At 71.0% G+C, this 12,891-nt stretch carries 13 protein-coding genes; 10 read left to right on the plus strand and 3 right to left on the minus strand.

The genetic code is table 11. The annotated features are described in order from the left end of the window. Positions 1-116 precede the first annotated feature (116 nt). From ruvC to ABCS02_RS24500, 7 genes are all read left to right on the plus strand, one after another. Positions 117-683 carry a crossover junction endodeoxyribonuclease RuvC gene (gene ruvC, locus ABCS02_RS24470; protein ID WP_345838303.1) on the plus strand — a complete coding sequence of 189 codons (567 nt, stop codon included), beginning with the start codon at positions 117-119 and terminating at the stop codon, positions 681-683. Positions 684-732: 49 nt separating this feature from the next. Beyond that, positions 733-1,344: a Holliday junction branch migration protein RuvA gene (gene ruvA, locus ABCS02_RS24475; protein ID WP_345838304.1), complete on the plus strand. Its 612-nt coding sequence runs from the start codon at positions 733-735 to the stop codon at positions 1,342-1,344. Continuing rightward, positions 1,337-2,368 (plus strand): Holliday junction branch migration DNA helicase RuvB, encoded by a 1,032-nt coding sequence (gene ruvB, locus ABCS02_RS24480; RefSeq protein ID WP_345838305.1) that lies wholly within the window; start codon positions 1,337-1,339, stop codon positions 2,366-2,368. The genes ruvA and ruvB overlap by 8 nt, the downstream gene beginning before the upstream one ends. 97 nt (positions 2,369-2,465) lie before the next feature. Next, on the plus strand, positions 2,466-2,927 hold the full coding sequence (locus ABCS02_RS24485) for a preprotein translocase subunit YajC (RefSeq protein ID WP_345838306.1): 462 nt from the start codon (positions 2,466-2,468) through the stop codon (positions 2,925-2,927). A gap of 38 nt (positions 2,928-2,965) precedes the next feature. Continuing rightward, a complete protein-coding gene (gene secD / locus ABCS02_RS24490) occupies positions 2,966-4,687 on the plus strand; it encodes a protein translocase subunit SecD (protein ID WP_345838307.1) in 1,722 nt (573 codons plus the stop codon). Then, positions 4,687-5,682 (plus strand): protein translocase subunit SecF, encoded by a 996-nt coding sequence (gene secF, locus ABCS02_RS24495; protein ID WP_345838308.1) that lies wholly within the window; start codon positions 4,687-4,689, stop codon positions 5,680-5,682. Before secD ends, secF begins: the two co-directional genes overlap by 1 nt. Positions 5,683-5,809: 127 nt before the next feature. After that, positions 5,810-8,059 (plus strand): bifunctional (p)ppGpp synthetase/guanosine-3',5'-bis(diphosphate) 3'-pyrophosphohydrolase, encoded by a 2,250-nt coding sequence (locus tag ABCS02_RS24500; RefSeq protein ID WP_345838309.1) that lies wholly within the window; start codon positions 5,810-5,812, stop codon positions 8,057-8,059. Here ABCS02_RS24500 and ABCS02_RS24505 read toward each other — a convergent pair. The 3 genes from ABCS02_RS24505 to ABCS02_RS24515 form a co-directional block, all read right to left on the minus strand. Then, complete coding sequence (locus ABCS02_RS24505; protein ID WP_345838310.1) at positions 8,038-8,613, minus strand: hypothetical protein; 576 nt, start codon at positions 8,611-8,613, stop codon at positions 8,038-8,040. The two genes, ABCS02_RS24500 and ABCS02_RS24505, sit on opposite strands and share 22 nt — an antisense overlap. 67 nt (positions 8,614-8,680) lie before the next feature. Further along, on the minus strand, positions 8,681-9,910 hold the full coding sequence (locus tag ABCS02_RS24510; protein WP_345838597.1) for a DUF349 domain-containing protein: 1,230 nt from the start codon (positions 9,908-9,910) through the stop codon (positions 8,681-8,683). 142 nt (positions 9,911-10,052) lie between these two features. Beyond that, entirely contained in the window at positions 10,053-10,322 is a 270-nt protein-coding gene (locus tag ABCS02_RS24515) for a dioxygenase (protein WP_345838311.1), read from the minus strand. A gap of 83 nt (positions 10,323-10,405) precedes the next feature. Between ABCS02_RS24515 and ABCS02_RS24520 the strand changes: the two genes are divergently transcribed. The 3 genes from ABCS02_RS24520 to ABCS02_RS24530 all read left to right on the plus strand — a co-directional run bounded on the left by ABCS02_RS24520 (position 10,406) and on the right by ABCS02_RS24530 (position 12,883). Further along, positions 10,406-11,731 carry a replication-associated recombination protein A gene (locus tag ABCS02_RS24520; RefSeq protein ID WP_345838312.1) on the plus strand — a complete coding sequence of 442 codons (1,326 nt, stop codon included), beginning with the start codon at positions 10,406-10,408 and terminating at the stop codon, positions 11,729-11,731. A gap of 172 nt (positions 11,732-11,903) precedes the next feature. Beyond that, positions 11,904-12,533, plus strand: coding sequence for a 30S ribosomal protein S4 (rpsD, locus tag ABCS02_RS24525; RefSeq protein WP_345838313.1), 630 nt, complete (start codon positions 11,904-11,906; stop codon positions 12,531-12,533). Between the two features lie 74 nt (positions 12,534-12,607). Further along, entirely contained in the window at positions 12,608-12,883 is a 276-nt protein-coding gene (locus ABCS02_RS24530; protein ID WP_345838314.1) for an ATPase, read from the plus strand. Positions 12,884-12,891: the final 8 nt, after the last annotated feature.

The following is a 12,891-nucleotide window of genomic DNA, read 5'->3' on the forward strand; positions in this document are numbered from 1 at the left end:
TTCCGGTGTCGACCGCGCACAGCCTGCCGGGCGGGGACCTGTGCGCGACTGACACCGGAGCTGCCCGTGGGCGCGGCGACGGGGCGACCCAGGGGGTGGGCGCGTAGCGTGGGGGAGTGGCATCCGCTCTTCGCGTCCTCGGGGTCGACCCGGGCCTGACCCGCTGCGGCGTGGGCGTCGTCGACGTCCTGCCGGACCGGCGGGCGACGCTCGTGCACGTCGGGGTGGTGCGGTCGGCGCCGGATGAGCCGATCGCCCTCCGGCTCGCGACGATCGCGGCCGGCATCCGGGAGGTCCTCCGCGAACACCGACCGGACGTCCTCGCGGTCGAGCGCGTGTTCGCACAGCACAACCGCCAGAGCGTCATGGGAACGGCGCAGGCGAGCGGCATCGCGCTGCTCATCGCCGCGGAGCACGGCGTCCCGGCGGCGACGCACACCCCCAGCGAGGTCAAGGCCGCCATCACCGGCTATGGCGCCGCCGACAAGCGCCAGGTGCAGGCCATGGTCGCCCGGGTGCTGCGGCTCGACCGCGCGCCGGAGCCGGCGGATGCCGCGGACGCCCTCGCGCTCGCCCTGTGCCACGCCTGGCGGCGCGGTCACACGGCGGCGACCCCCGAGGAGGGGGCGCTCACGCCGGCGCAGCGCGCCTGGCGGGATGCCGAGCGCCTCGCGCGCCGCTGAGCGCGTGTCGCTCGAACACAGCTTCGAATACCGCACCTAGGCTGAGCGCATGATCTCCTCCCTGCGCGGCACGGTCCTGCACGTCGAGGCGGACTCCGTCGTGGTCGAGGTCGGCGGCGTCGGCTACGCCGTGGGCGTGACGCCCCAGCTCGCGCGTTCCGCGCGGCTCGGCGACGAGCTCCGTCTGCACACGAGCCTCATCGTGCGGGAGGACTCGCTCTCGCTCGTCGGCTTCGAGACGCGCGAGGAGCTCGCGACGTTCGGGCTGCTGCTCGGGGTCGCGGGGGTCGGCCCCAAGTCCGCGATCGGGGTCCTCGCGTCGCTGACGGTCGCGCAGATCGCGCAGGCGGTCGCCGACGAGGACGACGCGCCGTTCCGCCGGGTCTCCGGCATCGGGCCCAAGACCGCGAAGCTCATCGTCGTGCAGCTGGCCGGCAAGCTCGCGCCGGTGGCGGAGCCGACGACCGCGGCACCGGCCCGCGCCGGGACGATCGTCGCGCAGGTCGTGCAGGCGCTCGTCGGCCTCGGCTGGTCCGAACGCGTCGCCGCGGAGACCGCCGAGTCGGTGGCCGGGGATGCGGCGGACGCCTCGGTCCCGGTCCTCCTGCGGCTCGCTCTCGCGCAGCTCGGCCCCGCGCGGAAGGAGCCCGCCGGTGGCTGACCTGACCGACCCGGCGCCGGACGAGAGCGAGCTCGCGATCGAGGGCGCCCTCCGGCCCGCGTCGCTCGCGGAGTTCGTGGGGCAGCAGAAGGTGCGGGGGCAGCTCCAGCTCCTGCTCGACGCCGCCCGCATCCAGCAGCGCCCGGCCGACCACATCCTCCTCGCCGGCCCACCCGGGCTCGGCAAGACGACGCTCGCGATGATCGTCGCTCACGAGAGCGGCCGGCCGCTGCGCCTGTCCAGCGGCCCCGCGATCCAGCACGCCGGCGACCTCGCCGCGCTCCTGTCGAGCCTCACGCCCGGCGAGGTGCTGTTCATCGACGAGATCCACCGGATGGCGCGGTCCGCGGAGGAAATGCTCTACCTCGCGATGGAGGATTTTCGCATCGACATCATGGTCGGGAAGGGCGCCGGAGCCACCAGCATCCCGCTGGATCTCGCGCCGTTCACGCTCGTCGGCGCCACGACGCGGTCGGGCCTGCTGCCCAACCCCCTGCGCGATCGGTTCGGCTTCACGGCGCACCTCGAGTTCTACGAGCCGGAGGAGCTCGAGCAGGTGCTGGCGCGTTCGGCGGCGATGCTCGGAGTCGAGCTGCCCCGCCCCGCGCGCGCGGAGATCGCCCGCCGGTCGCGCGGGACGCCGCGCATCGCGAACCGGCTCCTGCGTCGCGTCCGCGACTACGTCATCGTGCACGGACCCGGAGACGCGGGCGGCGGGGTGGCGCCGGACGTCGTCGACGCCGCGCTCGACCTCTACGACGTCGACCCGATCGGCCTCGACCGTCTCGACCGCGCGGTCCTCGATGTGATCGTCCGGCGGTACCGCGGCGGTCCGGTCGGCCTGAACACGCTCGCGGTCGCCGTGGGGGAGGAAGCCGACACGATCGAGTCGGTCGTCGAGCCCTATCTCGTGCGCATCGGATTCATGGGCCGGACACCGCGCGGACGCGTTGCGACCCCCGCCGCATGGTCCCATCTGGGTGTCAGCCACCCCGATGGGGCGCTCAGGCTGGATGACCTATAATTTCCGAGGGCTACGTGGCCCCTCGGGGGCGGTATGCCCCCTCGCCCTCTTCGGCAGCGTCATGACGACGTGCCTCACCTGAAAGGCTTCACGCCCCATGGATTTCGGCAGTTTCATCGGCAACTACGGACTGATCATCGTCATGGTGATCCTCCTCATCTTCCTGGTGTGGAGTTCGCGTCGCCGCTCCCAGCGCGCGAAGGCGGAGCAGGAGAAGAAGGGGCGCGAGACGGTGCCGGGCGCCGAGGTCCTGCTGCAGGGCGGTCTCTACGGCACGATCATCGCGTTCGACGCCAACGACCTCGACAAGCCCGCCGAGGTGCAGCTCGCGCCCGGCGTCGTCATCAAGGTGCACAGCCAGGCGATCCTGCGGGTCGTCGAGCCCGCGCGCGGCTTCGTCACGGAGGATGACTTCATCCAGTCCGAGGCCTCGGAGGAGAAGTACGTCGACGGCGTCGCAGACGGCGAGATCAGCTCGATCAGCGACGACCAGCGCCGCGCCGCGGCGAAGCAGGAGAACGAGACGGACCCCGAGAAGAAGGACAAGCCCGAGGCATAACCGCCGCGGTCCCTCCCACCCGAGAAAGCTGAGCCCCCGTGGCCCCACCGTCTCCCGTCCGGCGTGCCTGGCGCGCGCTGACCGGACTCATCGTCATCACCGCGGTGCTCTTCGGCATCAACGCGCTCGGCGTCTACGTCTTCCAGCAGAGCACCTGGACTCCGCAGCTCGCGCTCGACCTCCAGGGCGGGACGCAGATCATCCTGCAGGCGCAGACGGCGAACGGGTCGGATCCCACGACCGACCAGATGAACCAGGCGGTCACGATCATCCGCCAGCGCGTCGACGCCTCGGGCGTCGGCGAGGCCGAGGTGACCACCGAGGGCGGCAAGAACATCGTCGTCCAGATCCCCGGTCAGGCGGACGAGGAAACGCGGCAGCGCATCGAGGCGGCCGCGCAGCTCCAGCTCCGCGCCGTGCTCGCGACATCCGCCGGCACGAACACGTTCGTGGGCTCCGACGGCAAATCCACGCCGTACCCGACGCCCGACCCGAGCCTGCAGGCGACGCCGACGATCGCGCCGACGAACGGCTCGGACACGAACTGGATCACGCCCGCGCTGCAGGCCCAGTACCTCGCCTACGACTGCGCGAACCCGGCGAACAACCCCTCGCAGGCGCCGGCCGACCAGCCGCTCATCACGTGTGACGCGAACGGGACCGTCAAGTACATCCTCGGTCCGGTCGAGCTCGACGGCACATCGATCAGCGACGCGAGCTCGGGGCTGAATCAGCAGAACGGCCAGTGGGTCGTCAACCTCGTGTTCGACGCAGACGGCACCACGACGTTCGGCAAGATCAGCCAGCGACTCTACGGCCAGCAGTCGCCGCTCAACCAGTTCGCCTTCGTCCTCGACGGCAAGGTGCTCTCGGCGCCGGCGATGCAGGGCGTGATCCTCGACGGCCGTCCGTCGATCTCCGGCTCGTTCACGCAGGAGTCCGCCAAGACCCTCGCCGACCAGCTGAAGTACGGTGCGCTGCCGCTGAGCTTCTCGGTCGTCAGCTCCGACACGATCTCCGCGACCCTCGGCTCGCAGCAGCTCATGATCGGCCTCATCACGGGCCTCATCGGTCTCGCGCTCGTGGCCGTGTACTCCTTGATCGTCTATCGCGCGCTCGGCTTCGTCATCATCGCGTCGCTCGCCGTCATGGCGGTGCTGACGTACCTGACGCTGTGCATCCTGTCGTGGCGCATGGGCTTCCGCCTCTCCCTCGCGGGTGTTGCGGGCCTCATCGTGTCGATCGGGTTCACCGCCGACTCGTTCATCGTGTACTTCGAGCGAATACGAGACGAGCTGCGCGACGGGAAGTCGATCACGTCGGCCGTCGAGGACGGCTGGGGCCGTGCGCGCCGCACGATCTACATCTCGAAGTCGATCAACATCCTGGCCGCGGTCGTGCTGTACATCCTGGCCGACGCGACCGTGAAGGGCTTCGCGTTCACGCTGGGTCTCACGACGGCGATCGACGTCCTGATCTTCCTGATCTTCACGCACCCCGTGCTGCAGCTGCTCGCCCGCACACGGTTCTTCGGGTCCGGGCATCCGCTGTCCGGCCTCGATCCGGACGCGCTGGGCGCCGTCTACCGAGGACGGGCGCAGTTCCGCGCGCCGGTCGCCGCGACGAAGGGCCGCACGGCCCGCTCGCGCGGGGAGGCGGAGCGCCGGCAGACGATCGCGGAGCGCAAGCGCGCCGCCGAAATCGGGGCGGAGGACACCACCGAAAAGGTGGATGCCACGACGAAGGGAGGCGGGCGGTAATGGCCTCTATGAACCGGCTCGGCAACGACCTCTACACCGGCAAGGTCTCGTTCCCGTTCATCGGCCGCCGGCGGCTGTGGTTCCTGATCGCGGCGATCCTCGTGGTCGGGTCGGCGCTCGTGCCGCTGTTCCGACCGATCCAGTTCTCGATCGAGTTCACCGGCGGATCGCAGTTCACGGTGACCGGGCTCAGCAATCCGGACCAGTCGATCGCCTCGGGCGCGGTGCACTCCGTGGTCCCGGACGCGACGGCGAAGGTGACGACGGTCGGCACGGACGCGGTGCGCGTCCAGACCGACCAGATGACGTCCGAGCAGACCCAGCAGGTCAGCGCCGCGCTCGCCCAGGCGTACAACGTGCCGACGAGCGAGGTCACGAACTCCTTCATCGGCCCGAGCTGGGGCAACGACGTCACCCGGCAGTCGCTGTGGGGCCTCGCGATCTTCCTCGCGCTCACGTTCGTGATCCTCGGGCTCTACTTCCGCACGTGGAAGATGTCCGCGGCCGCGATCGTCGGCGTCCTCGACGTGCTCATCGTCACGATCGGCGTGTACGCCGCGTGCGGCTTCGCGATCTCGCCGGCGGCCGTGATCGGCTTTCTGACGGTCCTCGCCTATTCGCTGTACGACACCACGGTCGTCTTCGACAAGATCCGAGAGAATACGACCGAGGACGGCGAGGGATCCGCGCGAACGTTCGGGGAATCGGTGAACCTCGCCGTCAACCAGACGCTCGTGCGCTCGATCAACACGACCGTCGTCGCGATCCTCCCGACCGGCGCCATCCTCTTCATCGGTGCGTTCTGGCTGGGCGCGCAGACGCTGACCGACATCTCGCTGTCGATCTTCGTCGGCACGATCGTGGCCGCATACTCGACGCTGTTCGTCGCCGCCCCGCTCTATTCGCTCTTCCGCGAGGGCGAGAAGAAGATCACGGAGCGCGACAAGCGCGTGCGCCTCTCGCGCGAAAAGGCCGTCGCCCCCGCCCCCGCCTGATCCCCGTCCACCTCCCCGTGAGAACGCGCCTGTGTCACGTTCGTACGGCGTGTTTATGACATAAGGGCGTTCTCGCGAGGGGGAGGCGTGGGGGGCGTAGGATGGTCGGATCCCGGGAGGTGAGCGCATGACAGAGACGGTCCCACCGGGGTCCCAGACCTCGTCGCTCCGCCGCCTCGTCCCGCGCATCTTCTCGCGTTCGGTGCGACGCGACGGCGTCGACCAGCTCATCCGCACGGTGCGCTCGCACCACCCGAAGGGCGACCTGTCGGTCATCGAGCAGGCGTACGACGTCGCGGCCCACGCGCACGAGGGGCAGACCCGCCAGAGCGGCGAGCCGTACATCACCCACCCGCTCGCGGTCGCGCAGATCCTCGCCGACCTCGGCCTCGGGCCCAAGGCGATCGCCGCCGCGCTCCTGCACGACACCGTGGAGGACACCGGATACCCGCTCGACGAGCTGCGCGGGCGCTTCGGCGACGAGGTCGCCATGCTCGTCGACGGGGTCACGAAGCTCGACAAGGTCAAGTACGGCGACAGCGCCCAGGCCGAGACCGTCCGCAAAATGATCGTGGCGATGTCCCGCGACATCCGCGTGCTCATCATCAAGCTCGCCGACCGCCTCCACAACGCGCGCACCTGGGGCTTCGTGCCCCCGGAGAAGGCCGCGAAGAAGGCCACCGAGACGCTCGAGATCTACGCGCCGCTCGCGCACCGGCTCGGCATCCAGGCGATCAAGTCCGAGCTCGAGGACCTGTCGTTCGCGGTGCTCCACCCGAAGATCTACGCCGAGATCGACAGCCTCGTGAAGCAGCGCACGCCGAAGCGCGAGCAGTACGTGCAGTCCGTCATCGATGCCGTCGAGGAGGACCTGCGCGAGCTCCGCATCCGCGGCCGCGTCGCCGGCCGGGGCAAGCAGCTCTACTCCGTGTACCAGAAGATGGTCGTGCGGGGCCGCGAGTTCGACGACATCTACGACCTCATCGGCATCCGCGTGATCGTCTCTACCGTGCGCGACTGCTACGCGGTGCTCGGAGCGATCCACGCGCGGTGGACGCCGCTGCCGGGCCGGTTCAAGGACTACATCGCGACGCCGAAGTTCAACCTGTACCAGTCGCTGCACACGACCGTGATCGGCCCCGGCGGACGCACGGTCGAGATCCAGATCCGCACGAACGAGATGCACCAGCAGGCCGAGTACGGCGTCGCCGCGCACTGGAAGTACAAGGAACGGGTCAACGGCGGCAAGCCCGGCGATCGCGCCGACGCGGACATGGCGTGGCTCGCGCACATCTCGGACTGGCAGGCGGAGACCGCCGACCCGGGGGAGTTCCTCGACTCCCTGCGGTTCGAGATCGGCGCGAAGGAGGTCTACGTCTTCACCCCGAAGGGGCGCGTCGTAGGCCTGCCCGCGGGTGCCACGCCGGTCGACTTTGCGTACGCCGTGCACACCGAGATCGGGCACCGCACGATGGGCGCGAAGGTCAACGGCCGGCTCGTTCCGCTGGAGTCGGTGCTGTCGAGCGGCGACGTCGTCGAGATCTTCACGTCGAAGAACCCGGATGCCGGCCCCAGCCAGGACTGGCTGACCTTCGTGAAGAGCACTCGCGCGCGCAACAAGATCCGCGGCTGGTTCACGAAGGAACGCCGCGAGGAGGCGATCGAGCAGGGCAAAGAGGCGATCGCCCGCGCGATGCGGCGCCAGAACCTGCCGCTGCAGCGCCTCATGAACCAGGACACGCTGACGACCGTCGCGCATCAGGTCGGGTACGAGGACGTCTCCGCCCTCTACGCGGCGGTCGGCGAGGGCCACGTCTCGACCCAGTCGGTGATCGAGAAGGTCACGGCACTCGTCAAGACCGACGACACGTCGACCGGTCCGATCGACATCCCGCACGTCGGCCGGAGCCGGGCGCCTCGCGAGGGCGACTCGGGGGTCCTCGTCCGCGGCGCGGGCGACATCCTCGTCAAGCTCGCGAAGTGCTGCACGCCGGTGCCGGGCGACGAGATCATCGGCTTCGTGACGCGCGGCAGCGGGGTCTCGATCCACCGCACGGACTGCACGAACGTCACGGCCCTCATGGCCGACCCCGAGCGCCTCATCGAGGTCGAATGGGCGCCGACCAGCAAGAGCGTCTTCCTCGTGCAGATCCAGGTCGAGGCGCTCGACCGCTCCGGACTCCTCAGCGACGTCACACGCGTGCTCAGCGAGCACCACGTCAACATCCTCTCCGCGACGGTGTCGACGACGAACGACCGGCTGGCGCTCAGCCGCTTCGTCTTCGAAATGGGCGACACCGTGCACCTCGACCACGTGCTCAACGCCGTGCGGCGGATCGACGCCGTCTACGACGTCTACCGCGTCACCTCCTCGTAGTCCCGCCCGTCGGGCCGGACCGTCCACGCGAGCAGGCGGGCGCGGGCCGCGCGCATCCCCGCGTGCGGCAGGTTCCGCTCCGTCCAGCGCAGGGCGGCGGGCAGGACCTCCGGATGCAGCCCGGCGAGCGATCGCGCGGCATCCTGGTCGCCCGGCGCCCCACGACGGAGGAGGTCGACGACCGTCCGCTCCCGCGAGGCGATCGCGATGCCGCCCAGCTCCCGCACGTCGTCCGCGGGCAGCAGCGCGTCGCGGTACACGAACCGGCGGTCCCACAGGTGGTGCGGCCGCCACGGCACCGCGCGCTGCAGCGTGTGCCGCGCCGGAGCCTCCGGGATCGCCCCGTGCACCCAGGCGGCGCTGGCGTGCGTGATCGCGACCGCCGGGGTCAGGAGGGGAGCGAGCGACTGCGCACGCAGGGCCGCGGACTCGACGGCATCCGCCGGCAGGAACGCCTCGCCCAGCTCGACGACATCGCCGTCGAGCCGCGCCGCGCACAGCTCGGCGAGGGTGAGCCGGTCACCGGCATAGAGCAGAAGCGAGGGCGACCGCATGCACAGCAGTCTCGCCCGCGGATCTCCCCGCACCGGGGCTGGATGCCGGATTGTGGAGAATCCGCCGTCAGCCGCCGATGGCGCGGAGCCACCCCTTGCGGGCCTCGAGGGCCTCGCTCGCCTCCGCGATCGCGCGCTTGTCTCCGGTCGCCTTCGCGGCCGCGAGCTCCGCCTCGAGCTTCTCGATCGCGTCGGTCAGCTGGCGCGTCATGTCGTTCGCGCGCGCCTTCTGCTCGGGGTCGTTGCGCTTCCAGTCGACGTCCTCGCGGCCGCGGACCTCCTGCTCGATCGCGCGCAGCTGGTCGTCGAGGCCCCGCTCGGTGTCGCGGGGGTAGACCCGGCCGATCTCGTCCCACCGGCGCTGGATGCCGGTGAGCAGTCGCCGCGCGGAGGCGAGGTCGCGCTCGGCGGGAACGGCCTTCGCCTCGTCGAGGAGCGCGCGCTTGGCGTCGATCTTCTCGCGGGAGGCCTCGACCTCGGCGGTCTCCCGAGCGGAGCGGGCGCCGTAGAGGGCGTCTCCCGCGGCCTTGAAACGGATCCAGAGGCTGTCGTCGGCCTTCTTGCCGGCACGGCCGGCGGCCTTCCACTGGTCGAGGAGGTTGCGGTAGTCGGCGATGCCGTCCTCGCCGCGCGAGGCGAGGGCCTCCGCGCGCTCCACGAGCTGCACCTTGCGGTCGCGCGCGGCCTTGTGGACCTCGTCGAGCTCGGCGTAGAACTCGCGCCGGTGGCGGTCGACCGCCGCACGCGCGTCGCGGAAACGCTTCCAGAGGTCCTGCGACACGCCCTTGGGCAGGCGCGGGCCGTTCTGCTGCTGGGACTGCCAGCTGTCGAACAGCTCCTGCAGCTGGGTCGTGGCCTGCTTCCACTGCACGGTGCGCGGATCGCGCGCGGCGATCGCCTCGGCCGCGACGACGAGCGTCGTCCGCTCCGCGATGGCGGCCTCGACGGCCTCACGCGCCTCCTGCGCCTGCGCTTCACTCGCCTGCTGGAGGTCGCCGACGAGCGCGGCGACGCGCACGTCGAGGCTGGCGAGGTCGCCCACGGCCGCGGCATCCGCGATCCGCGCGCGGAGGGCCGTGGCCGGACCGCGCAGATCGGACGCGCTCACGCCGGCGCGACGGAGCCGCGCCTCGAGCAGCCCGACCTCGCCGGCGAGATCGGCGTACTTGCGCTGGTAGTAGCCGAGCGCCTCCTGCGGATCGCCGTCCGGGTACTGCCCGACGACGCGCCAGGTCTCGCCCTCGCGGACGGAGACGGTGCCGTCGGAAGCCACACGGCCCCAGTCGGTCTCGAGCACGACGTCCGTGCTCTCGGGAGCGGCGATGTCGGTGGTTTCGGGAGAGTCTGCGTCAGCAGTCACGGTGACCTCGTAGCGGCGATGCCGTAGGGCGGGAAGGACGCGAAACAGCCTAGTACGAGGCGCCCTCCGTCACCGAGCGCTACTGGTTGCCGAGCAACGAGCCGATATCCGGCGACGTCGAGGTGGGGGTGGGCGACGCGGCCGGCCCCGGAGCGCCCGGACCCGACACGTAGAAGGCGACCTGACCGGCCACGATCGCGAGGAGCAGGATGCCTCCGCCGATGCCGGCGATGAGGTTGTCGCGCGTGCGGCGGCGCTTCTGATCCGCATAGAGCGACTGGCGCGCCTGATACTTGCGCGTCCGCTCGCGCGCGGTGCGCGCCTCGCGCTGCTTGGAACTGCTCGCCACGGCGCGTCTCCTCCCCGCCCGCGGCGCGGGCGGGTCGATCATACGACAGCCGTCGTGTCGGAGCCCGGCGGTAGCCTTCAAGGATGGAGTCCGCGTCCGGTCTGTTCCCTGGCCGAGCGCCGCTCGCGGTGCGGATGCGCCCGACCTCGCTCGACGAGATCGCGGGCCAGCGGCACCTCCTGGGGAAGGGCTCGCCACTCGTCGCGCTAGCGTCGCCCGACCGGACGACGGCCGGCTCGGTGTCCGTCATCCTCTGGGGTCCGCCGGGGACGGGGAAGACGACGCTCGCGCACGCGGTCGCGCGCTCCAGCGGCCGCCGCTTCGTGGAGCTGTCGGCGGTCACGGCGGGCGTGCGCGACGTGCGCGAGGTCATGCAGGAGGCGCTGACCCAGCGCGATCTGTACGACCAGTCGACGATCCTGTTCCTCGACGAGATCCACCGGTTCACGAAGTCGCAGCAGGACGCGCTGCTGCCGGGCGTCGAGAACGGCTGGGTCGTGCTGATCGCGGCGACGACCGAGAACCCGTCGTTCTCGGTCGTCTCGCCGCTCCTGTCCCGCTCGCTCCTGCTCACGCTCAACCCGCTGGACGAGGCGGACATCGGCGCGCTGCTCGAGCGCGCCGTCGCCGACCCGCGGGGGCTGGACGGCCGCATCCGTCTCGACGACGCCGCGCGGGATGCGCTCGTGCGTCTCGCCTCCGGCGACGCGCGGCGGGCGCTCACGGCGCTCGAGGCGGCCGCGACCCTCGCCGTCGCCGAGTCCGACGGGGAGACCCCGGCCGTCACGGCCGACGACGTCGCCGCGGCGGCCGACCGGGCACTGCTGCGGTACGACCGCCAGGGCGACGAGCACTACGACGTGATCAGCGCGTTCATCAAGTCGATCCGCGGGTCCGACGTCGACGCGGCGGTCCACTACCTCGCGCGCATGATCGAGGCGGGGGAGGACCCGCGGTTCATCGCCCGCCGGCTCGTGATCTCGGCGGCCGAGGACATCGGCCTCGCCGACCCACAGGCGCTTTCGATCGCCATCGCCGCCGCCGACGCCGTGCAGCTCATCGGGATGCCGGAGGGCCGCATCCCGCTCGCCGAGGCGACCGTGTACCTCGCGACGACGGCGAAGTCGAACGCCGCCTACAACGCGCTCAACCAGGCGATCGCCGACGTCAAGGCGGGCGGCTTCGGCCGCGTGCCGAAGCACCTGCGCGACGCGCACTACCCGGGCGCCGCGCGCCTCGGTCACGGCAAGGGCTACGTGTATCCGCACGACACCGAGATCGGGATCGCGCCGCAGCAGTACCTGCCCGACGAACTGCGCGGGCGGCGCTACTACGAGCCGACCACGCACGGCCAGGAGCGCGAGGTCGCGGCGCGGCTGGAGAAGATCCGGCGCGTGCTGGGGGAGTGATCCTCGGCGGGAGCCGTGCTCTGGTAGGCTAGGCCGGTTCGAAACCTCGTTTTCGGGCATCCCCTCGTTCGTCCCCCACCTCCGCAGCGCCCCGACGTGCGCACGGAGGCAGGACGGGGAGATACGTCCGTGAGCCGCGAAAGACGCGGCCATGTCGTGAAAGGACACCTTCGTGCCCACGAAGTCCCAGGACCGCCGCAAGGTCCGCCTCTCGCGCGCGCTCGGCGTCGCGCTGACCCCGAAGGCCGCGCGCTACCTCGAGAAGCGTCCGTACGCTCCGGGTGAGCACGGCCGCACCAAGCGCAAGGCCGACAGCGACTACGCGGTGCGTCTGCGCGAGAAGCAGCGTCTGCGCGAGCAGTACGGCATCCGCGAGAAGCAGATGCGCAACACGTTCAACGAGGCCCGTCGCAAGGACGGCCTGACGGGTGAGAACCTCGTCGAGCTCCTCGAGATGCGCCTCGACGCCCTCGTGCTCCGCGCCGGCCTCGCCCGCACGACCGCGCAGGCCCGCCAGCTCGTGGTGCACCGCCACATCCTCGTCGACGGCCAGACCGTCGACCGTCCGTCCTTCCGCGTGAAGCCGGGCCAGCTCATCCACGTGAAGCCGAAGAGCGAGGGCACCGAGCCCTTCCAGGTCGCCGCGCTCGGCGGTCACGCCGAGGTGCTGCCGCCCGTCCCCGCCTACCTCGACGTCGACCTCTCCACGCTGCACGCGCGGCTGGTCCGCCGCCCGAAGCGCGCCGAGGTGCCCGTCACGTGTGACGTCCAGCTCGTCGTCGAGTACTACGCCGCTCGCTAACACCGCGAATCGAAGGGCGTCGGGATCGTTCCCGGCGCCCTTCGTCGTTCCTCCCCGGGGCCTAGCATGGAGTGATGAAGAAGTTCGTGTGGTTCGTGCTGGGGATCGGGGCCGGCTTCGTGCTGGCTCACTTCGTCGACAAGGACCCGCGCGGGCACGAGCTGCTCGCGCAGGCCGACGCGCGCATCACGGAGTTCACCGACCGCATCGCGGACGCCTACCGCGAGCAGCAGAGCCGGCTCGGTCAGGCGGCCGCGGGGCTCGCGGACGACCTCGTCGAGACGGTGAACGTCGCCGCGGAGACGACCACCGACGCGGTGACCTCCGCGAAGGACAAGCTGACCGACTGAGCTCGCGC

Source organism: Microbacterium sp. X-17 (assembly GCF_039615055.1).

Coding starts and splice junctions, on each gene's coding strand:
- ABCS02_RS24500 (WP_345838309.1), top strand. CDS start 5,810: ATGACAGAGACGGTCCCACCGGGGTCCCAGACCTCGTCGCTCCGCCGC.
- ABCS02_RS24505 (WP_345838310.1), bottom strand. CDS start 8,613: ATGCGGTCGCCCTCGCTTCTGCTCTATGCCGGTGACCGGCTCACCCTC.
- ABCS02_RS24485 (WP_345838306.1), top strand. CDS start 2,466: ATGGATTTCGGCAGTTTCATCGGCAACTACGGACTGATCATCGTCATG.
- ruvA (WP_345838304.1), top strand. CDS start 733: ATGATCTCCTCCCTGCGCGGCACGGTCCTGCACGTCGAGGCGGACTCC.
- ABCS02_RS24520 (WP_345838312.1), top strand. CDS start 10,406: ATGGAGTCCGCGTCCGGTCTGTTCCCTGGCCGAGCGCCGCTCGCGGTG.
- secF (WP_345838308.1), top strand. CDS start 4,687: ATGGCCTCTATGAACCGGCTCGGCAACGACCTCTACACCGGCAAGGTC.
- ABCS02_RS24530 (WP_345838314.1), top strand. CDS start 12,608: ATGAAGAAGTTCGTGTGGTTCGTGCTGGGGATCGGGGCCGGCTTCGTG.